The organism is Sorangium sp. So ce128 (assembly GCF_051525245.1).
In the GTDB taxonomy this organism is placed as follows: domain Bacteria; phylum Myxococcota_A; class Polyangia; order Polyangiales; family Polyangiaceae; genus Sorangium; species Sorangium cellulosum_B.
In genome coordinates this window covers 11101747-11123436 of sequence record NZ_CP150313.1, presented here as the reverse complement: position 1 = coordinate 11123436, position 21690 = coordinate 11101747, and the positions used below count along the sequence as shown (strand labels likewise).

Annotated in this window: 17 protein-coding genes; 10 read left to right on the top strand and 7 right to left on the bottom strand. The window is 71.5% G+C overall.

Annotation, left to right across the window (positions count from 1 at the left end; translation table 11 throughout):
• Positions 1 to 134: 134 nt before the first annotated feature.
• From WME82_RS42135 to WME82_RS42125, 3 genes are all read right to left on the bottom strand, one after another.
• Positions 135 to 1307, bottom strand: coding sequence for a hypothetical protein (locus WME82_RS42135; RefSeq protein WP_438039924.1), 1173 nt, complete (start codon positions 1305 to 1307; stop codon positions 135 to 137).
• On the bottom strand, positions 1301 to 1642 hold the full coding sequence (locus WME82_RS42130; RefSeq protein WP_438039923.1) for a hypothetical protein: 342 nt from the start codon (positions 1640 to 1642) through the stop codon (positions 1301 to 1303). The genes WME82_RS42135 and WME82_RS42130 overlap by 7 nt, the downstream gene beginning before the upstream one ends.
• 233 nt (positions 1643 to 1875) lie before the next feature.
• Entirely contained in the window at positions 1876 to 2289 is a 414-nt protein-coding gene (locus tag WME82_RS42125; protein ID WP_438039922.1) for a hypothetical protein, read from the bottom strand.
• An 822-nt stretch (positions 2290 to 3111) separates the two neighbouring features.
• On the opposite strand from WME82_RS42125, the gene WME82_RS42120 reads away from it, so the two are divergent.
• From WME82_RS42120 to WME82_RS42110, 3 genes are all read left to right on the top strand, one after another.
• Positions 3112 to 4038: a toxin TcdB middle/N-terminal domain-containing protein gene (locus tag WME82_RS42120; protein ID WP_438039921.1), complete on the top strand. Its 927-nt coding sequence runs from the start codon at positions 3112 to 3114 to the stop codon at positions 4036 to 4038.
• Complete coding sequence (locus WME82_RS42115) at positions 4035 to 5327, top strand: DUF6334 family protein (RefSeq protein ID WP_438039920.1); 1293 nt, start codon at positions 4035 to 4037, stop codon at positions 5325 to 5327. The genes WME82_RS42120 and WME82_RS42115 overlap by 4 nt, the downstream gene beginning before the upstream one ends.
• Positions 5328 to 6359: 1032 nt before the next feature.
• Positions 6360 to 8108: a trypsin-like serine protease gene (locus WME82_RS42110; protein WP_438039919.1), complete on the top strand. Its 1749-nt coding sequence runs from the start codon at positions 6360 to 6362 to the stop codon at positions 8106 to 8108.
• Positions 8109 to 8146: 38 nt separating this feature from the next.
• Here WME82_RS42110 and WME82_RS42105 read toward each other — a convergent pair whose 3' ends face one another.
• The 3 genes from WME82_RS42105 to WME82_RS42095 form a co-directional block, all read right to left on the bottom strand.
• Positions 8147 to 9304 (bottom strand): UDP-N-acetylmuramate dehydrogenase, encoded by a 1158-nt coding sequence (locus WME82_RS42105; RefSeq protein ID WP_438039918.1) that lies wholly within the window; start codon positions 9302 to 9304, stop codon positions 8147 to 8149.
• Complete coding sequence (locus WME82_RS42100; RefSeq protein ID WP_438039917.1) at positions 9301 to 13422, bottom strand: hypothetical protein; 4122 nt, start codon at positions 13420 to 13422, stop codon at positions 9301 to 9303. Before WME82_RS42100 ends, WME82_RS42105 begins: the two co-directional genes overlap by 4 nt.
• 138 nt (positions 13423 to 13560) lie before the next feature.
• A complete protein-coding gene (locus WME82_RS42095) occupies positions 13561 to 14802 on the bottom strand; it encodes a PAS domain-containing protein (protein ID WP_438039916.1) in 1242 nt (413 codons plus the stop codon).
• Positions 14803 to 15701: 899 nt separating this feature from the next.
• Between WME82_RS42095 and WME82_RS42090 the strand changes: the two genes are divergently transcribed.
• From WME82_RS42090 to WME82_RS42075, 4 genes are all read left to right on the top strand, one after another.
• The gene (locus WME82_RS42090) at positions 15702 to 16598 is read left to right on the top strand and encodes a MafI family immunity protein (RefSeq protein WP_438039915.1); all 897 of its coding nucleotides are present in this window, start codon (positions 15702 to 15704) and stop codon (positions 16596 to 16598) included.
• 51 nt (positions 16599 to 16649) lie between these two features.
• Positions 16650 to 17141, top strand: a complete 492-nt coding sequence (locus WME82_RS42085) for an N-acetyltransferase family protein (protein ID WP_438039914.1) — start codon at positions 16650 to 16652, stop codon at positions 17139 to 17141.
• 120 nt (positions 17142 to 17261) lie between these two features.
• Positions 17262 to 18056 carry a glutathione S-transferase family protein gene (locus WME82_RS42080; protein ID WP_438039913.1) on the top strand — a complete coding sequence of 265 codons (795 nt, stop codon included), beginning with the start codon at positions 17262 to 17264 and terminating at the stop codon, positions 18054 to 18056.
• Positions 18057 to 18202: 146 nt separating this feature from the next.
• Positions 18203 to 18760 (top strand): flavin reductase family protein, encoded by a 558-nt coding sequence (locus tag WME82_RS42075; RefSeq protein WP_438039912.1) that lies wholly within the window; start codon positions 18203 to 18205, stop codon positions 18758 to 18760.
• Between the two features lie 13 nt (positions 18761 to 18773).
• On the opposite strand, the gene WME82_RS42070 is transcribed toward WME82_RS42075, so the two are convergent.
• A complete protein-coding gene (locus WME82_RS42070) occupies positions 18774 to 19196 on the bottom strand; it encodes a hypothetical protein (protein WP_438039911.1) in 423 nt (140 codons plus the stop codon).
• Between the two features lie 460 nt (positions 19197 to 19656).
• On the opposite strand from WME82_RS42070, the gene parA reads away from it, so the two are divergent.
• The 3 genes from parA to WME82_RS42055 all read left to right on the top strand — a co-directional run bounded on the left by parA (position 19657) and on the right by WME82_RS42055 (position 21487).
• Positions 19657 to 20340 carry a ParA family partition ATPase gene (parA, locus tag WME82_RS42065; RefSeq protein WP_437527358.1) on the top strand — a complete coding sequence of 228 codons (684 nt, stop codon included), beginning with the start codon at positions 19657 to 19659 and terminating at the stop codon, positions 20338 to 20340.
• A complete protein-coding gene (locus tag WME82_RS42060; RefSeq protein WP_438039910.1) occupies positions 20291 to 20959 on the top strand; it encodes a hypothetical protein in 669 nt (222 codons plus the stop codon). The genes parA and WME82_RS42060 overlap by 50 nt, the downstream gene beginning before the upstream one ends.
• A 105-nt stretch (positions 20960 to 21064) precedes the next feature.
• Entirely contained in the window at positions 21065 to 21487 is a 423-nt protein-coding gene (locus tag WME82_RS42055) for a response regulator (protein WP_437742148.1), read from the top strand.
• Positions 21488 to 21690: the final 203 nt, after the last annotated feature.

Sequence of the window (21690 nt, the reverse complement as noted above, 5' to 3'; positions counted from 1 at the left end):
GCACCCTAGCCGCAGAACAGGCGCCGAGGTCGCCGAGCTCCACGGCCGCGGCGCGCGTGAGCCTCCGAGCGCGGCGGTCCTCGCTGCGTCTCCCGGACCGGTGTGGGCGCGCGCGTCCCGGCGGGAGCTCGGGCTTAGATGGCCTCGTCGACCGGCAGCAGCCGCGCGGCAAAGAAGCGCCCGTTGAACCACCATCCCAGATCATGCAGGCGACCCTCGTGCAGAAGAGCGCCGCCGGCGTCGAGCGTGCCGGCGCGGAGCGCCGCCCAGACCTCGCGCGAGAACATCACCGGCCCGAGGCCGGGGGGGCCCTGGCGGCCCCTCAGCGCCTCGTAGGTGGCCGGGCGCGGGGTGCTCGGCAGCAGCAGTGCCGTCCACCGCGCCTGACCCGGCCCGGGGCCCTCGGCGACGGACAGAGCGATGTGCAGGTCTCCGTCGGGCGCGAAGGTCCCGTAGCCCGAGCCGCCGATCGGCCGGTAGTCAAGCCGCGCGGCCACAGCGAGCAGATCCCGATCGAGCAGCGGTCGGGGCGGCGCGAGCTCAGGCCGCGTGGTTGGTTCGGCCGGCGAGCTGTGCGGCGGAGCAGGGGAGGGGCGCGGAGCGTCCCGAGGCAACACCGGGACGACGCGAAAGCCGCCGCGATCCACGAAACTCTCGCCCTGCACGCCCCGCCGCGGGTGGAGCCAGTCGCCGTCGAGCGCAACGTGGGCGAGGCCGAGCGCACCGGACGCGTCGTGCGCGCCCGAGACCTGCGCGCGGAGCGGGGCAGGGATCTCGCTCGGCGAGAGCGGGCCGAGCGGCGTGCGCGGCCTCGGACGGGTGATCGCCTCGGGGCTGCGCGCGGTGGCAGGGCCGGTGCTCGGGCACCGCTCGGACGCCGCGCTGCCCGGCGTGGATGTCGCCACGGCCGGGCCGACGTCCACGAGCGCCGCGTGGCAGCACTCGCCGACGTACCAGAGGGCGAGCTCGTAGCGGTAGCCGTCGAAGCAGAGCGCGCCGGACGTGTCGAGCGTGGCGGAGCGCAGGACGTCCCAGGTCGAGCGCCGGAACATGAGCGGCCCCACGCCGGGCGGCATGGGCTCGATCTCGGGGAAGGGGCCGCCGGCGTGCGCGCGCGCTCGCTCGATGATGGCCCAGCGCATCCGGCCCGGTGTCGCGCCTTGGACGATGGCGAGAAACCACGTCCTCTCACCCTCCGCGGCAAAGGTGCCCATGCCCTCGAACAGTCCTGAGAACGGCTGGAAGTCGAGCCGGGCGACAAGGTCGAGGACCGACCGCGCAAGGCGAGGCCTCGCCGGCGTCAGCACGTGGCCCTCTTGCGGAGCTCGGCCGCGGCGGCGCCGCCGCGCGCGGCGAGGTGCGCGGCACTCGAGCGCGGGATGGTGACGGCTTGTGCGCTGGTCGCGTGGGGTCGCGTCGCGTCCGGTGCCACGGGCTGCGGCATGGGAAAACCCTCCGCGATCGCGACGAGGCGCAGCGCCCACTCGATGACGGCGCCGTCATCGGCCGCGAGCTCGTCCCGCTCGCTCTCGGAGAGCTCGGGCGAGTAGGCAGCGAGGCAGGCGCGGAAGCGCTCGCGCACGTCGTTGAGGATCTCCCTGTGCTGCTCCACCCAGAGAATCGAGGAACGGGACGTCATCATACAAAAAATCCTTTGATCCGGCGCTTCGGGCCGGGTTCGTGGTCATGCAGGTTGAACGTGGGGATTTGCCGGACCGGCCAGCGCCAGACCGGACAGGGCCGCGGCCCTTTCGCTCGAACGCCCCCCCGGCTCGGTGCTCAGCTCCGCCCAGGGCGAGCTCTCCACGCCGGAGCGCTCAGCCCAGAGCGCCTGGCGCGCGCGGCCTACGACGACCGGGGCTCAGCAGGGGGCGATCAGCCGCGCAGCTCGCGACGCGCCTTCTCCAGCGCCTCCAGGTGCTTGGTTTCCGGCTGCGGAAAGCCGGTGGGCATGCGCGGGGCGCGCTCGCCGGCGAGGATCATGGGGCCTGTCTTGTGGAGCGCCGCCGTCGCGAGCCCGTCGAGCCGCCTCAACTCAGGCTCTTTCCCCGGCGCCGTGAAGCGAAGGGCCCAGCCCGGGAGCATGCTGTTGTCGGACCCCTTGACCATGGGCAACCAGACGAGGTCCACGACGCGCGCCGCTTCCGGGTCGACGGTGCTCACGGCCGTCGGAGGGTCGGCGAACTGCACGCAGCCCACCAGGCGCAGCGCCCACTCGAGGACGGAGCCGTCATCGGCGGCGTGCGCCTCGACCGCATTGTGCGGGCGGTCGGGCGAAAAGAGCCGCATCGCCGCGCGGTAGCGTTCTCGCGCGGAATCGAGGAGGGTTTTGCGGTTCGGGGACCAGGAGCACGAGAATTGATTGGATGATGGATTGGATGAGGGCATGAATGGACTCCTCTGTCAGGTCGGCGGTGGTTGATCCCGACCCCCCCGACGGGCCGACCGTTCCGCCGGGGGGGAGCTGCTGGACGGAGGAGCCGAGACGGAGCGGGGAGGGGAGGGCCGTCCGCACCTACATCAACACCACGCATCCGTGCGCTACCTACATCCTGCGCATGACGCTTGAGAATTCCCCCTGCCAGGCGTGTATCCCACATGCAGAAGCCGCCCAAAATCCGCCGCGCCCATGGGGCGCAGTGCGCCGGCGTCAACCGAAATCGATGCAGCGTGACGATGGTTTCCACGCCTTACGTCAATCCGAAAACCATCGCGCGCTCCCTGCGCATGGACACTCCCTGCACCATACGGTGCCCGTGGGCTGACCGTTTTCCTCTCGGCCTCGTACGCCAAACTTCTCTTCTTCACCTTCTCAGAGGGACTTCTCGGTCCTGCCGTGTGCTGCACCGTTCCATTGGCGCTTCCAGCGCCCCCAAGAAATCGACGCGGTCAAGAAGGCCGCGCAGGACGCCGCGCCGCACGGGCAAAACGAACGCCGTGGGTGGTTGCACGCTGGCAAGATGCACGCGTGCCGCCTCCCACCGCTCAGGACCGCCGATCCTCTGCTGCGCTCCGCTATGCGGCGCGAGACGAGGGCGGTCCCATCTGCGCGAGCCTCACGAGGACACAGCGGCATCTTCTTTCTCGTCGCCGGCCGACCGGAGCAGGCGGTTGCGCACGTGCTCCGCCCGATGGTGCGCGACCGCCGTCTCCAGCATCGCGAGATCGGCCGCTTTCGGCGCGGGGTACACGTACACGACGGCACGGACCGTGGTGGACTTCGCGGACGTGAACGGCGACGGGCTGCCGGACAAGGTGATGAAGGCGCCGGAAGAGCCGTGGTTCCGGGTGCAGCTCAACCTCGGGAGCCGGTTCGCGCCGGAGGAGTCCTGGCCCGCGGGGGCGTGGGGCGTGTCGATCGATCCGCCGGAGTACGCGTTCATGGGCGGGGGCGACGCGGTGAGCTTCCGCAGGTCGGAGAGCTACGAGGGCAGCTTCAAGGTCGATGTCTGCTACTTCGTGTGCGTCGGCGGGTCGGTGTTCTACTCGGAAGGCGCCGGCTCATCGCACCTCGCGTTCGAGGACATCGACGGCGATGGGCTTCAGGATCACGTGCTGAAGCGGGACGGCGACGCGACGGTGTACGCGCGGGTCAACACGCTCGGCAAGACGAACCTCTTGCGGCGGGTGAGCCGGCCGCTCGGCGGGAGCATCGAGCTGGACTACCAGCGTGAGGGCAACCTGGTCGTGCCGAGCGAAGGGGCGCTCGGCGAGATGGATAGGGCGCCTCAGGTCGACATGCCGTCGAGCCAGTGGGTGCTGAGCGAGGTGACGGTGCACGACGGCGTGGGGGGAGCGCCGGGAGTGTACGGGGTGCATGCGTACCGGACGAGCATCGCGACGCACGCGGATGGGGTCTACGACCGGGAGGAGCGGGTCGAGCTCGGGTACGGGCTCGTGACGACGACGGCGCTCGGCGAGGATGGCGTCACGGCGATGTCGAGCGAGGACGTCGAGCACCTGAACCACGACGTCTACCGTCGCGGCTTGGTCGCGCGCGCGACGCTGCGCGACGGCGACGGCTGCTCACCACGGTGAACGAGGTCGACTACGCGCCGCCGACCGAGGGGCTGGAGCCCAGGGCGGGCTGGTTCTTCCCCAAGGAGACGGAGCGGAGGAGCACGTTCTACGAGGGGACGACCGCGGACCTGAGCGCTCCGCACAAGAGCACGCGCGAGACGCGGGTCTTCGACGAGCTCGGCAACCTGATCGAGCTGCACGCCGACGGCGAGGCCGATACGCCGGACGACAATGTGCATCAGAGGGTGGACTACACGGAGCCTGGCTCGGCCTACATCGTGAAGCCGGAGCTCGTCGAGACGACGGACGAGCAGGGGCGTGTGCTGCGCCGGCGCACGGCGACGTACTGGCCGGGAACGGGCGCACTCAAGACCGTCACGAACGTCATCTCCGGCGGCAAGCGAGCGGATGGGACGACTTACGCGAACGCGGAGGCCACGTGGAGCTATGTGTTCGATGACTTCGGCAACCTCGAGACGTCGACCGACCCGAACAGCTACAAGCTGACTTACAGCTACGATGAGGTGACGCACAGCTACCGCACGTGCGCGAGCGATAGCTTCGGGTACCATTCGAACAGCGTGCCGAATCTGCTGTATGGCACGGTGGCGCAGGAGACCGACGTCAACGGGCACACGATGGTGCACCGGGTGGACGACTTCGGGCGGCTCACCGAGGTCTGGGGGCCGAGCGATCTGGCGGAGGACGGCGAGAACGCCGGGCCGGTCGGGTGCGAGCCGAGCAAGGTCTGGAGCGCGGAGGAGCTCGCGGGAGAAGGGGAGCCGACGATCGGGTTCGAGTACGCGCTCCAGCCCGATCAGACCGCCGCGCTGCCGGCGTGGGCGAAGACAAGCCTTAAGGACGTGGAGCACCCGGCGGCAAGAATTGTGGTCAGTAAACTGAGGCGAAAAATGAGCGTGCTTGATGCGATAAGGCCATTCGTCGACGAAGGTAGATCGTTGGCCATGGTTGGGTTGTACGTCGACGAGGACCTCGGTGGACAATGTGTTGGTGCGCACCTCGCGTTCCCTGAGAAGGAGCTGTATGTTTATGCAGAAGGAGTAGATGATTCTATATGCGTCTCCGAGGCTTTCCCCGCTGCCCTTTCGGATGGGGCGATTCGTGTGGTATTGGCGCCTGTTGAGTGGGCCTCGGCGATTGGTCATCCCATTCTATGGGCGTGGACAATGACCAATACCCAAGGCAGAGTCGATGGGTTACAGATCGAGTTCGGTGCTGTTGACCATCCTTCAATTACGTTGCAGATCGTGGTTCGCGCCTCGACGCTTGTGCTGCGCACGCTTTGAATCGATTTCGTGGGCTTTCGGCGAAAGGAGAGCTGCGACGGAAGCTTCGAGGTGCAAGTCTGCTTCTTCGTCTGTATCGGAGGATTGGTGTACTACTCCGAGGGCAGCGGGGGTTGCCTCTCAGGTTCGAGGACATCGACGGCGACCGGCTGGCCGACCACGTGCTGAAGCAAGCGTGCAGCGCGCGCTGAACTGCGACGAGGACGACCGCCTGGTGTCGGTGAGCGAGAAGCGCGCCCCGGCCGAGGCCATCGATCACCTCGAACCGGCCGAGCCTCGCGCCCGGACGCAGATCGGACGGCGCCTCGACGCTGGGCAGCGCCGGCGCGGCGAGCGCCCTCCGGTCCGGGCAGGTGATCACGCTCGCGGACGGCTCGGCCGCGAAGCCCGGGGTCGCGCCCCGGGGGGCGCGCCCCCGCCGATAGACGAGTGATCCAGGTTGCTCGCGGCTGGCGCCTCCGGCTCCTCCGAGAGCGGCGCCCCGCAGCGGGTGCAGCGCGGGTTGAACGGTGAGCTGTCCGCGCTGCAGCGCCGGCAGGCAAACGACCGCGCGCTCCCCCGCGATCACGGGGCGCTCGTACCACGCCTTGGCGCCCGCCCCCCCCGGCGTGGCGACCTGACGTCCCGATCCGAACCCCGCCTCCGCGTGGGCGCGTCCGCGCTGGAAGAGCAGGGATCCGTCGCGCTGGAGCTCCGCATCCTGGCGCGATGCCTCACTCGCCCTGTCTCTGTCGAGGAGACACCTGGTCCTCCCGGGGCGACACATCGCTCGAGACGACGGGCTCGCGAGGGGGCCGGAAGAAGCGTCCCTCCCCGCTCATGCGCATAGGCGACCCGCGGGGCGAGCGCCGTCCCGACCCGGCACGTGCGTTGCTGAAGCCTGAAGAGCGACGCGTTGCTGAAGAGGCCCGCTGAACGCCCTCCAACGACGGAGGGCGCGAGCGCGCGCCAGAGCAACCGATGCGTGTCCCCTTCGCGCGCCACCACGGCGGGCGAAGCGAAAAGGAGGGTAGCGATATGACGATTGAACCGATGACTCAAAAGCATGCTCGTCTACGGCGCTGGCTGCGTCCCTTGGTTGCGCTGCCGCTGGCCGCCTGCGCGGCCGACCCCGGCGGGGCGGGCGACTTCGAGGAGACGGCCCAGGTCGCATCGCCGATCGTCGACCCGACGCCGGCGGGGCCCAGCGATCTGCTCGCGATGGTGAAGGTGTCGACCTCGCAGGGGAGCTGCTCGGGCATGGTCATCGCCGCGGACACGGTCCTCACCGCCGCGCATTGCTTCTGCGAGGAGGGCTACGTCGGCGACAACGGCTGCTCCACGGACGCGACGGTGACCTTTCGCCCCGACCCGGCGACGCCGGGCGCGCGCCCGCGCGTGCTGAGCGGCGTGGCCGAGATCCAGCCGGACTACAACCCATCCTGGACCGAGAGGCAGATCGAGCATGACATCGCGGTCATCAAGCTGAACGGCGTCGCGCCGGCGCACGTGAAGCCCTTCGTCGTGGCCAGCGATTACCCCGCCGAGGGATCGCGGGTCACGATCGCCGGCTTCGGGCGCACGGGCGCCGATTGCAGCACCCCCTTCGGCACGCTGAACTTCGACGCCGCCGTGGTCGGCGGGTACGAGGACGGCCACGACATCCTGCGCTTCAACGACCAGGTCTTTTGCGGCGGCGACTCGGGCGGGGCCGTCTTGAACGTCGAGGCGAGCCGGCTCTACGCCGTCCACTCGATGCACACGTGGACGGTGACCCATGACTGGGTCAGCAAGGGGGTCACGACGGGCTCCGAGTTCGACTGGATCAAATCGCACATGTGCCCGTCGTCACCCTCGAACCAGTGCAGCGGCCACGGCGACACGTGCTCCTGCTCGGCCAGCACCAACTTGCTGTGGCGGCACACCAATGGCCAGGTCGCCATCTGGTTCATGGACGGTGGCGACATCGTCGGCGAGGCCTACCCCGGCGGCCAGGACCCGAGCCTCTCCTGGAAGATCCAGGGCTCCGGAGACTTCGACGGCGACGGCCAGAGCGACGTGCTCTGGCGACACACCAATGGTCAGGTCGCCATCTGGTTCATGGATGACGGAGCCGTCGTCGGTCAGGCCTACCCCGGCGGCCAGGACCCGAGCCTCTTCTGGAAGGTGGTCGGCGTCGGCGATTTCGACGGCGACGGGCGCTCGGACGTGCTCTGGCGCGACGCCAACGGCCAGCTCGCCATCTGGTTCAAGGGCGACGCCGCTCAGGCCGCGTATCCCGGCTACAACAACCAGCCCGCGCCGGTCGACAACGCGTGGAAGGTGCAGGGCGTCGGCGACTTCGACGGCGATGCGCGCTCGGACATCCTGTGGCGAAACACGAACGGCCAGGTCGCCCTCTGGTTCATGTCGGGCGGGACGCGGGTGGGCGAGGCGTACCCCGGCGGCCAGGACCCGAGCCTCTTCTGGAAGGTGCAGGCCATCGGCGACTTCGACGGCAACCTGCGCTCGGACATCCTGTGGCGGGACGCCAATGGCCAGCTCGCCATCTGGTTCGGCGGCGAGCAGGGCTTCGACTCACCCTCGTACAACAACGCGCACGGGCCCGGCGACCTCGCATGGCAGGTGCAGGGCGTCGGCGACTTCGATCACGATCGCCGCGACGACATCGTCTGGCGGCACACGAACGGCCAGGTCGGCATCTGGCTGATGCACGGCGCGCACTTCGTCGGCGACCTGTACCCGCGCCAGGTCGACAGCGGCTGGGCGATCAAGGGCATGCTCCACGACGCCGGGCGGTGAGCTGTCGAGGAGGGGTCCTCGGTCGCCCGGGGCCCCTCTCACAGGTGGGCGCCGCTGACGAGATCGTCGATCTCGCCGGGCGCAAACCCCACGAGATCCGGCTCGGCCGAGAGCGCCACGCCGAACCGGTCGAGCACTCCTTGCCGCACGCGCCGCGCCAGGCCGAGCAGCTCCTCCGCCGTGGCGCCGCCGCGGTTGACCAGCGCGAGCGTGTGGCGCGTCGAGATGCCCGCGGCGCCGTGGCGCGTCCCCTTCGCGAAGCCGGCGCGCTCGATCAGCCAGGCGGCGGACAGCTTCACCCGGCCGCCGTCCGCCGGATACCGCGGGATCGCCTCGCCGGGCGCGAGGACGCCCGCCGCCTCGATGCGCGCGATGACGGCCGCGGCGGCGCCGGGGGCGAGCGTCGGGTTCATGAAGAACGACCCCGCGCTCCGGCGATTCTCGTCCGCCGGATCGAGCACCATCGACTTGCCGCGGCGGAGCGCGATCACCGCGCTGCGCACCTCGCCGAGCGGCGGCGCGGCGCCCCCCGCAGGCGCGGCGAGCGCCCGATGGAGCTCGGGGTAGCGCACCGTCGCGGCGCCCCCCGGGCGCAGCGCGAACGTGACGGCCGTGATGACGTACCGCCCGCGCCACGCGCGCTTGAACCGGCTGTCGCGGTAGCCGAAGCCGCAGTCCGCACCGGAGAGGACCGCGGCCGCCCCCGTCGCGCGATCGATCGCCCGGACCTCGACGATCGTCTCCGCGACCTCCTGGCCGTACGCGCCCACGTTCTGGATCGGCGTCGCGCCGACGTCGCCCGGGATGCCCGACAGGCACTCGACACCCGCCCAGCCCTCGGCGACCGAGCGCGCCACGAGGTCGTCCCACGCCTCGCCCGCCCCCGCGCGCACGAGGGCGCGCCCGGCCTCCCCGCCGTCGCCGGCCCCCGCGCCGCCGTCCTCCCCGCGCCCGCGCAGCAGCTCGATCCCGCGCACGCGCACGCGCAGCACCAGCGCGTCGACGCCCCGGTCCGCGATCAGCAGGTTGGAGCCGCCGCCCAGCACGAAGAGCGGCACGCCGCGCGCCTCGGCGAAGCGGAACGCCTCGACCACCGCGGCCTCGCCGTCGGCCTCGGCGAAGTAGCGCGCCGGCCCGCCCACGCCGAGCGTCGTGAGCGGGGCCAGCGGGACCGACTCGCGGACGTCGAGGCTCACGGCTTCTTCTCCGGCGCCTGCGGCCGCGCCCCGCCGCGGACAGCGCCCGGCCCCTGCGCGCCGCCGGCTTGCCGCGCCGGCGCCGCCGGCCGCGCCACCCGGATGCCCGCCATGAAGCCGCTGTCGACCGCCTGCACCCGCTCGACGAACGCCTTGTACTCGTCGATCGACACCGTCCCCGTCGGCAAGCTCAGCGCGAAGTCCTCCTCGATCGCCGCGCCGTAGCTGCCCTTGCGCGAGGCCGCGAGGCCCGCGTGCTCGACGCGCACGCCCTCGGGCGCGCGCGCGACCGCGTAGCCCTCGGGCAGCTCGATCCTGCGGCGCACGTGGTACTGGAGCGCGGTCTCGATGGCGAGCGCGCTCTTGCGGGCCCCCCGCGAGGCGTACGAGGCGCCGAGCGTGCTCGTGTACGCGCGCGGGAACACGAGGTGCACCGGCTCGAGCCCCGGCAGCGTCCACGCCGCGGCGTCCTTGCCCGCAGGCTGCGCGAAGCCGTGGATCGTCACGGTGGCGCGGAGCGCGACCTCCCACGAGCCCTCCGTCGACGAGACGACCACGTCCTCGACGTCGGCCCACGGGAGCCAGCCGAGCACGACGCCCCGGAGCATCTCGCGCCGCGCCGTGCCCACCACGGTCTCGAACGCCTCCGAGAGCGCCTGCGCCGCCCGCCCGTGCAGAAGAATCGTGAACGTTCCCGTGGCGTTACCCTGCACGTCGACCGTCAGCCGCAGGTCGACCTCGTCGCCGGTCTCGCCGCTCGTTCCGGCCACGGTGACGAGCTCGCCGCTCGGCAGCATGGCGGCGCGGCCGCGCAGCTCGGGGCTGATGCGGCCGGGGGGCAGCGGCGGGCCCTCGACGTCGGCGTCGATCCACACGTCGCCGCCCGGAAGGCGGGCGATCACGAGCGGGTGGCGGAAGCGCCCCGCGTGCGGCGGGAAGTCCGCCGACGAGCTGAACGGCTCGGTCTCGGCGATCGCGAGATCGGCGCGCACGCCGAGCTCGCGCAGCGCGCGGTAGACGACCCACGATCGGCTGCCCTGGCCGAGCTCGATCATCGCGCGCGCCGTCGTGCGCTGCGGGCCGCCGCCGAGGAGCGCCGCCATGTCCGAGAGCTCGGCGCCGCCGGCGACCTTCACCGCCTTGCCCGCGGCCGCGACGACGCGCTCGAGCAGCGCGGGCGACGGCGTCCGGTCGGCGCCCGCGGCCTCCCGCGCCCAGCGGGTCATGGTGGGATCGCGGTCCTCGAGCGCGCGGATGTTCTCGTCGAGCGCCGCGGCCACGTGGCCCCAGGTCTGCGTCCCCAGGCTGACGCCGACGCCCATCTCCACGCGAGGCACGCCGTCCTCCATGCGCCGCGGCGGCTGGTCCTTGATGCGCCAGACGCTGACCGTGGAGGCGCCCTGGGCGCGCTGCTCCGCGGCGCCGAGCAGCGGGTGCGACCAGAGCGCGAGCGGGAGCGACGTCGGGCGGCTGACCTCGATCGTCGCCTCGCGGACGCTCGTGCGCTCGGGGAGCAGGTCCCACGTGTCGATGACGAGCTGGCCGCCGTCGCCCGGCAGCGCGTAGCCCTCGGTGACCTGCTCGACGTAGTCGCCCTGCTCGAGCTGGGAGAGGTCGCTCTGGTCCTGCGCGGCGTTCGACGCCGCGTCGGGCGCGAGGATGCGGCCGTCGCGCTTGTGGATGCGGCGGCGCAGGAGGCGCGGCATGGCGCGGCCCTCGATGAGCGGGCCGTAGGTGGCCGCGCCCTGGGCCACGTCCGTGGTGCCGGAGACGCGGCGGAGGTCGTACGTGACGTAGTGGACGAGCCCGTCGGGCGAGATCGTGAACCGCTCGACGTGGCGGAGCACCGCGGTCGCGGCGCCGGGGAGGAACGCCTTCTGCTGGTCCTCCAGCACGAGCTTGCGGCCCTCGGCCTCGAGCGCCGGCGCCGGGTCCGGCGCGAGGCCGAGGGCGCGGGTGATGGGGCCGAGCCCGGCGGGGGTGTCGCGCGCCGTCGTGCGGTCGCGGGCGAGGCGGCCCCGCACGGCGCGGGCGTCGCCGCGGCCGGCGGCGAGGCCGAGCGCCTCGAGCATCGCCCGCTGCCCCGGCGGCATCGCGTCGTACACGGCGAGCGCGCCGCGCAGGTCGCCGCGGGCGACGCGCTCGCGGAGCTCGACCTCGCGCAGGGCGTCCGGCGCGCGGCGGAGCCGGCGCAGCCGCTTGATCTCGGCGAGGACCGCGTCGCGGTCGCTCGCGTCGAGGAGCGCGCCGAGGCACGCGGCGCTCGAGCGATCGAGCCCGCCCTCGCAGGCGGCCTTCACCGCGTCGACGCCGGCGCGGCCGTGGATGCGATCGTCGACGACGGCGAGCAGCGTCGAGCCGGGCGCCGCCGCGGCGAGCTTCGCGTGGGCGGCCTCGGCGACGTCGGTGACGTTCGCGCGGCGGGCGACCACCGCGAGCTCCGCGAGGACCATGCGATCGGCGTCGGCGACGGCAGGCGCGCTCGGGCCGGCCAGCCCGGGGGGCGCGACACGGACGCCGAGCTCGCGGAGGGCATCCATGGTGCCCTCGCCCCGGCCGCCGCGGCGCTCGGCGAGCTCCGCCTTGTAGAGGCGCGCCTCCCAGGACGCGGGCCACGCGGCGAGCACGCGCTCGACGGCGGCGCGGGTGCGCTCGACGACCTCGGCCTCGGGAAGATCGCCCACGCGGCGGATGGCCCTCGCGTAGAGCAGGTCGAGGCGCGGCGAGCGCGGCGCGGCGGTGGCCGAAGGCGGCGCGGCGGCCGGCGAGCGTGGCGCGGAGGCGGCCGGAGGCGGCGCGGCGGCTGGCGGGCGCGGCGCGGCGGCCGGCGAGCGCGCGTCGCTCTGGCGGAGGCGGCCGTCGCCGTCCGGATCGAGGAGGTGCTCGGCCGCGCGCGCGTCGCCGAGCGCGAGCAGGGCCGCGGCCGCGACCTCGACGTTCGCCGCGCCGGGGTGCTGGCCGGCGGCGCCGCGCGACGCCGGGGCCGGCGCCAGGCTGACCGCGGCGGGGCGGGACGCGGCCGCGGTCGCGGCGGCGCCGGGGCGCGGCGCGCGGGCGCGGAGCGGCAGGCCGTTCTCGCCCCACGCGGTGAGCTCGATGGCGTCGCCGTCGCCCTTCTGCGCCACGCGCACGACGACGCGCAGCGTCCCCGGCTGGGCCTCGACCGTCGCGAGGCGCGTGACCTGCGCGCCGCCGGCCGCGTAGTCGCGGTGGAGGGCGGGCACGCCGCCCACCTCGAGCACGGCGGCGGACGACGAGGCGAGCGCGAGGCTCACCCGCTGGGCGATCGGGTTGTGGAGGTCGACGACCACGGCGCGCGTCCCCTGGAGGGCGCTCACCGCGTCGATGTCGATGGCGCACGCGTCGGCGCGGACGACGATGGGCGAGGCGCTCTGCGCGAACGGCGCGAGCCCGGGGTAGGCCCTGGCGAGCGGCGCGCCCGGCGCGGAGCTCACGGGGGACGGCCGGGCGAGGCCGTGGAGGGGCGCCGCGTCGAGCGGGCCGACGAGGGCGGCCTCACCCGCGCAGCCGCGGCGCGCGCTCCAGGTCGCCGCCGCGGCCTCGTCGCCGACGAACAGGGCGATGCGGTGGAGGGCGCTCGCGAGCGCGCCGCGCACGAACGGCATCTCCGGCGCGCCGCGGCCGTCGACGTCCGCGAACGCCCAGGCGTGCTGGAGCCGGCGGGCGACCTCGGGGAGCGCCTCGCGCGAGCGGAAGGCGATGGCCGCGGCGTCGGGATCGGGGCCGCCCGCGGTGCCGGCGCCGAAGACGAGCGCGTCGAGCGACGCGATCACGGTGGCGAGGGCGCCGCCTTCGCTCGGCGCGTCGACGGCGCGGTCGAGGGCGTCGAGGTACGGCGCGGCCGCGGCGGAGCTCGTGATCTCGGCCTCCAGCGCGGCGGAGAACGCGGCGGGGAGCGGCGCGTCGGTGGGGAGCGGCGATGCGGCGCCCCGAGGGGCGCACGCGGCGGGCGCGGCGGCGGCGAGCGCGAGGGGGAGCGCCAGGGCGGCGCGGCGAGCGACGAGGAGGGGGCGGCGAGCGACGAGGGGGCGCTCGGCGAGGCGAGGGCTCCCGGGGCGCTGGCCGCCGCTCCTGGGGCTGCGGGGGTGGGTGGTCACGATCGGCGTCTCCACGGCGCCGCGCGCGCGGTGCCTGTCCGCCGTTCCTTACGGGCCTGGGATTGCCGACGCAAAGGTGAACTTCCGCAGGCCACCGCGATCTACCCGACCTCCGAGGCCCGCCTCGTGCCCTGGACCTCAGCGTCCGCCGCTTCCCGGGAGCCTCGGCGCTGCGCCCCCGGGGGCGCGCGGCGGCGCGCCGGGCGGCGCCGCGCCGCCCGCTGCCACGCGCTGCATGCAGAGCTTCAGGCCCGCGCGGAGGTTTCCGACGGTCGCGATGCCCGACAGATCGAGCCCGAGGGAGACCATCGTCTGCGCCACGTTGGGCCGGATGCCCGTGATGACCCCCTCGGCGCCCAGGAGCCGGATGGCGCGGATGAGCTCGATGAGATAACTCGCTGTCTTCGTGTCGACGACCTCGACGCCGGTGAGGTCCAGGATCGCGAAGCGGGCCCGCTTGTCCACGATGGCGGCCAGGAGGTCGTCCATCACCTCGGCGGCCCTCCTGCTGTCGACGACGCCCACCATCGGGAGGGTCAGCACGCTGTCCCAGACCTCGATGATGGGCGTCGACAGATCGCGGATCACCTGTTGCTGGAGCTCGATGACGTCGAGCCGCGCCTTCAGCTCGTCTTCCCTGAGCTTCGCCTCCGTGGCGTCTTGCGTGAAGCTGACCGCGCCGTTGCGCTCCCCGCGCTCGTCGGTCAGCGGGATGATCCACGTCTCCCAGGCCATCCCGTACGCCTCGACGCGGGTGCGGACGAACTCTCCCCGGACCGCCCTTCGCATCGGCTCCATGTCCATCGGCGCGGGAGGCTCGTCGAACACGTTCATTCCGACGAACTGGCCGGGCCTGAGGCCGAGAGACGGGAGCGTCTTGCCCTCGTGGAAGGTGCAGACTCCATCCCGATCCATCCGGGTCACGGCCGTATCCACGGCGCCGAGGATGGCCCGGAGGATCATGTCGCCCTCCTTGAACTTCTCGACGGCCTTGACCTCTTCCGTGACATCCTGCCCGAAGCAGAGCAGCCGAATCGGCTCGCCGCCGTCGTCGAGCACGGGCGCATACCGCCACTCGCACACGACGGCACGCCCGTCCTTGCGGGCATGGGTGTAGCGGTGCGCGGCGCTCTCCTGCCCGAGCGAACGCCCGAAGGTCTCGGCGTCCGGCCCGCGCACGATCGTGTCCGCGAGGCGGCGGCCCACCGCTTCGTCAGCGGTATATCCAAAGATGCGTTCTGCCTCGCCGTTCCACTCGGCGACCACGAGATCGTCGAGTTTTCCCGCGCACTCGATCACCGCGAAAGGCGCGCTGCGGACAGCCCTCATGTAGCTCGCGGCGAGGCCCGGGGATCCGGGAGCAGTCAGTGTGCTCGTCATCTTTCGTTCAGGGTAAACTGCGCCGGCTGCCGGTGTCGAGGACGAGCGACGGCAAGCCGGCGGGGAGGACGATGGCCGAACCGAGCTTGTGAGATGAACTTCGTTGGGACGCAAACGCGAGCTTTCGCAGGCGAGCGTGGGCTGACCGACCGCGGGGCGGGGCGCTGCGAGCTGCGCGTGGGCGCGCGCACGGAGTGAGTGGGCGCGCTTCGCCGTCGGGTGTGCAGCCGGCCGCCGCCCAACCTCGGTCGCCTCGCGGGGTCGAGCGCTTCGAAGCACACATGGTGCGGGGGGGCGCCGTCAGGTTGCGGCGGAACTTCGTGACGGCGCGGAGTGGATCGAGCTGTCCGACGCCCTGGTTTGCAAGTCCCCGAACGCGGGTCGTGAGTGGCCGCGGTGGTGGGTGTTCCCCGCGACGCGGGTGTATGCGCACGGCGAGATCGGTCACGTGCGGCGGCACCATCCGCACGAGATCGAGATGGTGCTTCCGTGGGCGGTGCGCTTCGGCGCCAGCTATACGGCCTGGCTGGACCGCGCTATGCAGGTGCGAAGAGCGAGCTGCGCAGGCGAACGGGCGTGTACGATGGGCTGCATGCAGAAAGTCGAGTGGGCGTGGTATTCGCGGAACGGCGGTCGTTTGCGCCGATCCGCGGCGGCGACGCCTGCCAGGGCTCAGGGAAATGGGTTCGATGGGGCTGTGCTTCGCGCGTCAGGGCGGGTTTTGGCCGGCGGGGTTCGACCGGGCGGTCTGACGGTAGTCGGGCAGATCGTGCGCTTTCTGCTTCTCCTTCGGCGAGCCGCGCGCTTTCCACTCCTGCTCGGCGCTGCGTTGATCGCGTCGGCGTGCGATCCGGGAACCCATCTGGACGGGCGGGTAACCGAACGCACTCGGAGAGCACATGGGAGTCAACCTCACGCTTGTTCTGGGCCATTCACTGGGAGCCGCCGCGCTTCTCGCATTCCCCGAGCGAGCGTCGGCCTCCCTCGAAATGCAGCGCGCGGCCCGGCAGCTGTGGCAGGTGGTGCGCCCGCGATGGCCGAACCTGGGCGGGGTAGAAGAGTTCGCGGCGATCGTGGACCGCGAGCGTCTCACGGAGGACGAGGTCCAGGCGGCCTGGGCGCGGGGGGAAACTCTGTCGTTCGAGTGGGCCGGCTTCGATCTCTACTTCGGTAGACGAGCCCTCGAGGCGACCCACCTCGAGAGGCTCGCCGCCTTTGCCCTCGACCTCGACCAGCTCCGTGCCCCGCTGCAGGCGTGCGCGCGAGCGCTCGCACGTGAGCTGCGGTCGCCCAGCATCGTGTACGGTCCGGACTCGAGCTCACCGTTCGAGGCGGCTCTGGATGTCGTGGCGAACAGCTCCTTGTCCGAGATCATCGCGGTGGCGACCCACAACTGTGGCGCTCCGGCGCGCAACATGCGTGACATGGTCGTCGGGGACGACGGTATGCCTCTGGACAGAGATGGCTATTTTATCGAGGTCGTCGCCGCTATGACGCAGCAAGAGATACAATCCTTGTGCGCTGTCGCGCTCGAGTCCTTCGAGGACGTGCTCCCCCCAGAGCGCTTCCGCGATGCGCACGACTGGGTTCACCGGTACGGGGAGTGGGGGCTCGCCATGGAGTTCATCATCGACTGGATCGGCGACCTCGATCTCCCTGTCGACCAAGCGCAATTTGACGCCATCGAGCGCGCGATGGCCGCAATGGGAGGGGCTGAGAGCTCAAGGATGAAGTGGCTCCGTGGATATTTCGCGTCGCTCACAGCGCAGAATTCCCATGAGGGTGATTCCGCATGAATCTTCACAAGCGCCATGCTCGTGCACGGTGCCCTACAGGAGGAAAGCCAATTGCCTGAGCTCCATTTCCGCCGTGTCCGCCCCGAGGACGCGGCCCGCCTTCAGGACATCCGGCGCGAGGCCTTTGCGCCCGTGTTCGCGTCGTTCCGCTCGATCCTCGGCGATGATCTCTACGAGCTGGCGCAGCGGCGAGACGACGAGGCGCAGGAAGGGCTGCTGACGTCGCTGATGGCGGCCGACTCGGGCTGGGAGCTGTACGTCGCGCAATCCGGCGACGAGACCGTCGGCTTCGTGGCGCTTCGGCTTGCTCCGGAGACGCTCGTCGGCGAGATCGGCCTCAATGCCGTCGACCCCGCGCAGGCCGGCAAGGGGATCGGCGCCGCGATGTACGAGTTCGCGGCGGCGCGCCTGAAGCAGGCTGGGATGAAGGTCGCCACCGTCGGCACCGGCGGCGATCCGAGCCACGCTCCGGCGCGACGTGCGTACCGGAAGGCGGGGTTCGACATCGAGATCCCCAGCGTGTGGATGTACCGCAAGCTCTGATCTGGCCAGCACGACGACACGCGCGCGGCTCGCGTCGCCTTCCGACAGCGAGGCGCAGCCGAGCAGATCGCCGCCTGGCCAGGCACCTGCTCGGGCGCGGCGGTGGTACGCTTCGGCTCGATGAGCGCTCCCGCGAGCCCCGCACGCCTCCGCCTCCATCACGCGGCCTCGTCGTACTACTCCATGATCGCGCGCCTCGCGCTGGTCGAGCGCGGCGTCCCGTTCGAATCGGTGCGCGTCGACATCCACCGCAGGGCGCAGCACCTCGCGCCGGACTACGCGCGCCTCAATCCGAACCTGACCGTGCCGACGCTGCAGGTCGACGGCCGCGTGCTCTCGCAGAGCCGCGACATCCTCCTGTTCGCGTTCGGCACGACCGAGGCCGCGCTCGACGACGCGACGCGGGGCTGGCTCGACCGCCACTACGCCTTCCCCATCGAGGAGCTCACGTTCGGGTGGCTGCTCTCGTGGAACCCGCTCGCACGACCGGCCGTGCGAAGGACGCTCGTGGCGACGGAGAAGCGCCTGCGCCAGCTCGCGACCGAGCACGCGGACCTCGCGGACGTCTACGCGCGGCGCGCCGAGGTGTTCGCCGGGCGCGTCAAGACGTTCGACCCGGGGGGCGTGGTGGCGATGTTCGGCGAGCGCAAGCGCGCGGCGTTCGAGCTCCTGGACGCGCTCGATGATGCGCTCGCGGATGGGCGCGAGTCGCTCGTTCCCGGCGGCTATGGACCGGCGGACGTGGTGTGGACCGTGTTCCTCGCGCGGATGGGCTTCGTGCGCTTCGACGCCGAGATCGCCAGGCGAGCACGCCTCGCCCGGTATGCGAAGGCCGTCAAGGCGCGGCCGAGCTTTCGTGATGCGGACGTCTGGGACCGGCTGAGCCCGCTGAAGCTGCTCAAACAGGTGCTCTGACGCCGCTAGTGCGCTGGCATCCGACGTTGCTGCCCGCGATGTGCGTGGCACAATGCGTTTTGGCGCCGAGCAGGCCGCTGCCGATCCGCCATGCGGGCAGTCAGCGTCCAGCCCGCTCGTACCGCATCCGTGCCTCGGGTGATCGCATGAAGACCTACAAGAAGGCAGATTTTCCGGTCGCGGATGTCCGGCGCTTCCTGGAGCCGGGTCCTGTGGTGCTGGTGAGCTCTGCGCACAAGGGCCAGCGGAACATCATGACGATGGGCTGGCACATGGTGATGATGCAGGAGCCGTCCCTCGTGGGGTGTTTCATCTGGGACCAGAACGATAGCCATGAAATGGTGCGGCGCAGCAAGGAGTGCGTGATCAACGTGCCCACGGTCGATCTCGTGCGCGCCGTCATCGGGATAGGGAACAGCCACGGGTCCGAGGTCGACAAGTTCGAGCAGTTCGGTCTCACCGCCGTCGAGGCGACGAAGGTCGGCGCGCCCCTCATCGCCGAGTGTCATGCGAGCTTCGAGTGCAAGCTGGTCGACACGAGCGCCGTCAAGCGCTTCAGCCTGTTCGTCTTCGAGGTGGTGAAGGCGCACGTCGCGACGTCGCCGCGCTATCCGACGACCGTCCACTACCGCGGCGACGGGGTGTTCATGGTGTCTGGTCGCAACGTCAGCTACCGGAGGCTCTTCAAACCGGAGAACCTGTAGCCGGGGCGCTCGATCAGCCGTCGTCGTGGACGATCGCCCAGCCGAACTCGGGTGCGAGCGCGCCGGTCGCGGCTTCCTGCGTGACGCCGAAGAGCCCTGCGACGAAGCGCAACGGGTGAGCCGTACCGTCGCGCACATCGACGAACCTGACGGGGGCGCTGGAGATCGAGCTCGGGATCTGCAGAAGGTCCGGTCCCTCGGGCTCGAATCTCCAGTCCGCGCGCTTCTCCGCCGCGAAGACCAGCGGCGCGTCGCTCGGCGAGAACGCCTCGATGCGCGCCACGGGAGGTCGCGGCTTCCCCCGGAGCATTCGCCGCTGCTCCGGCGCGGTGCGCTCACCCCCGCCGAGCAGGCTCGGGATGGCCTTGGCGCGATCGAGCACCTGCATGAGTTGCTGCGGCCGATCGACATCGGACACGGCGAAGGTGATTGACATCGATGCATCCTACCTTACGCATCGACGACACCTCAACGTCGCTGCCCGAGACGCCCGCTGCTGCGATCCGCAGCTCCCGCGCCCCGAGGCCGACCGTCGAACGCGTTATCGCCGCCGCCTTCGATTCAATCGTCTGCGCGATCCGGCAATGGCTCCGGCCCGCTCGCCCGCCAGCGCCGCGCGCTCCCGCGCCGACGAAGCGCGGCGGGCGCGCCGGAGGCGCCGCGCGCGCCTCTTCCGTGAGCTTCCTCATCATGGCGGCTATGCGACGCGCGGGAGGAGACGCTCCCGCCGGATAGAGAGCTGAACAACCTCCTGCGATGTGCCGGCCAACCCGTCGACAGCACCGAGAAATCAACGTCCGCGTCGGGAATTCCCCTCAGGACGGCTCGGTAGAAGCCCTGTCCGCGCCTGCAAGAAAGTGGACCGCCCGGCGAAGGTTCTGCTAGGGGGGTCTATCATGATCATCGCGCTCACCGGACAGAAAGGTGGGATCGGCAAGAGCACCACGGCCGTGAGCCTCGCCGTGGCCGCGCTGGCGAACGGCCGGCGTGTGCTGCTCGTCGACGCCGATCCCCAGGGGACCGTCCGCACGTGGGGCGACGTGGCCGCCGAGGCGGGGCACGATACGCCGACCGTCATGGCCATGGGCGCCTCGATGCACAAGCCGGGACAGCTGCCGGAAGTCGCCGCCGCGTACGACCTCACCGTCATCGACTGCCCTCCGCGCCACGGCGAGATCGCGCGATCGGCGCTGATGGTCGCCGACATCGCCATCTATCCCTGCGGCCCCACGGCCGCGGACGCCTGGGCCCTCACCGCCGCGATCGAGGTGTTCCGCGAGGCCGCCGCGCTGCGGAGCGCGCTCAAGGGCTGCATCCTCATCACGCGCAAGCAAGGCCGCACGGCGCTCGGCAAATCGGCGCGCGCGGTGCTCGAGACGTCGGGCTTGCCGGTGCTCTCCACGGAGCTCGGCTATCGCATCGCCTACCAGGAGTCCCTCGCCTGCGGGCAAGGGGTGACGGGCTACGCACCGCGGGACGCCGCGGCCAGAGAGATCACCCACCTTCTCGAAGAACTGGAGAAGCTTCACCATGGCCAAAAAGCAAGTCGCGGTCTCGCTACGAAAGCCGCCGTCGCCTGAAAAGGCCGACGCGTTCGTCGCGGGGGGCGAAGGCGGCAAAGCGGCGGTCGACGTCGTGAGGTCGAGGCCCGCCGCCGATCAGCGCGCGCACGACGGCGAGACGCCCGTCGAGGCGCGGCAAGAGCGAGAGCGAGCGCAGGAGGCGCCGCAGGAGCGAGCACCGGAGGCGCGGCCAGGCGCAGAGCCGCCCGCGGCGACGGCGCCGCAGGCCGCCAGCGCCGCCGCCGGGCCCCAGGCGCTCGCCACCACCTCGGAGCCGCACGCCGGCCCGCCGGTGCTCCTCGGCAACGACGGCCGCTCCCGGCGCGCGGTCACCGTCTACCTGCCCGATCCGCTCGCGGATCGGCTGCTGCTCCATTGCATCGAAAACGACCGCGACATGAGCAACCTGGTCGGCGAGGCGGTCGAGGTCCACCTCGACAAGCGCCTCGGGCCGGCGTCCGTCTCCGCGGCCCCGGCTGAGGCCGCCGCCCCCCGCGAGGCGCCGCCCCCGAGCGCGAGCTACCGCACCGAACCGTTCCGTCCGGCGGACACCGGCCCGAAAGGGCGGGTCGGTCGCGTGGTCCAGGTCGGACGGGTGCTGATGACGCTCTGGCGTCAGCGGCCGCGGGCGAGCTGACCGGCCAGCGCGCCTCGACTCCGCCCCTATCGCACCTGACTGGCGCGGCCGCCTCGCCGGGAGTTGACGTTCACGTCCATCTCGCCAATGAGAACGTAGGAGACAATGGACGTCGAAGAAAAACTCTTGAACATCCTCCTCGTCGAAGACGACGACGTCGACGTGATGAATGTCCGCCGGGCGTTCAAGCGGAACAACATCTCGAATCCCCTCTGGGTCGCCGGGAACGGCGTCGAGGCCCTCGAGATGCTGCGCAGCGGCGTCGTCCCGGCCGAGCGGCGGCTCATCCTGCTCGACCTGAACATGCCCAAGATGAACGGGATCGAGTTCCTGCGCGAGCTGCGGGCCGATCCAGTGCACGGGGCCACGTCGGTCGTCGTGTTGACCACATCGAACGACGACCGCGACAAGGTGGGAGCCTACAACCTCAACGTGGCTGGTTATCTCCTCAAGCCGGTCACGTTCCTCAGCTTCGTCGAGCTCATGGCGGCGCTCAACAAGTACTGGAGACTTGTGGAGCTACCGTAGCGGAACACATCGGCTTTCCGTTCCTTGTCGTGGCGAGGGGCGCCCCGCGCGGCGCGCGCACTCACGCTCTCCGAGAGACAGCGCGCGTCGGGCCTTCAGGCGCGGTGTCGTGGCGGAGGCCGATCGCGCCCTGACCGGGATGGCGCCCCTCCCGGATCGGCTCGATACGCCGGAAGATGCGGTTCCCCAGGCTCAGGATCGGC